Origin of the sequence: Microvirga pakistanensis (assembly GCF_004458765.1) — a bacterium.
GTDB lineage: Bacteria > Pseudomonadota > Alphaproteobacteria > Rhizobiales > Beijerinckiaceae > Microvirga > Microvirga pakistanensis.
Genome location: NZ_SPJX01000210.1, coordinates 1 through 223 on the forward strand (window position 1 = coordinate 1; position 223 = coordinate 223).

Genomic DNA, 223 nt, shown 5'->3' on the forward strand with positions numbered 1-223 from the left:
CGCCTGGTATCGGATCTCCGAACTGGCCGAACTGCCGCTGTGGGTCATCCATATTGCCTGGCCGATCACCGGTATCACCTGGCTCGTCTTTCTTGGCGAGCAGATGTGGGATGAGCTGAATGTGCTGTTCGGTCGAGGAACTCTACCGCCGGCAGACCCTATCCCGACGCCGGAGGGACCCCTCTCATGACCGGCGCTCTGCTGTCCCCCGGGCAAGCGGCCC

Annotated in this window: 1 pseudogene; it reads left to right on the forward strand. The window is 63.7% G+C overall.

What is annotated here, in order from left to right:
- Positions 1-190 (forward strand): annotated as a pseudogene (locus tag E4K09_RS29090) (hypothetical protein); the annotation flags it as partial.
- Positions 191-223 lie beyond the last annotated feature (33 nt).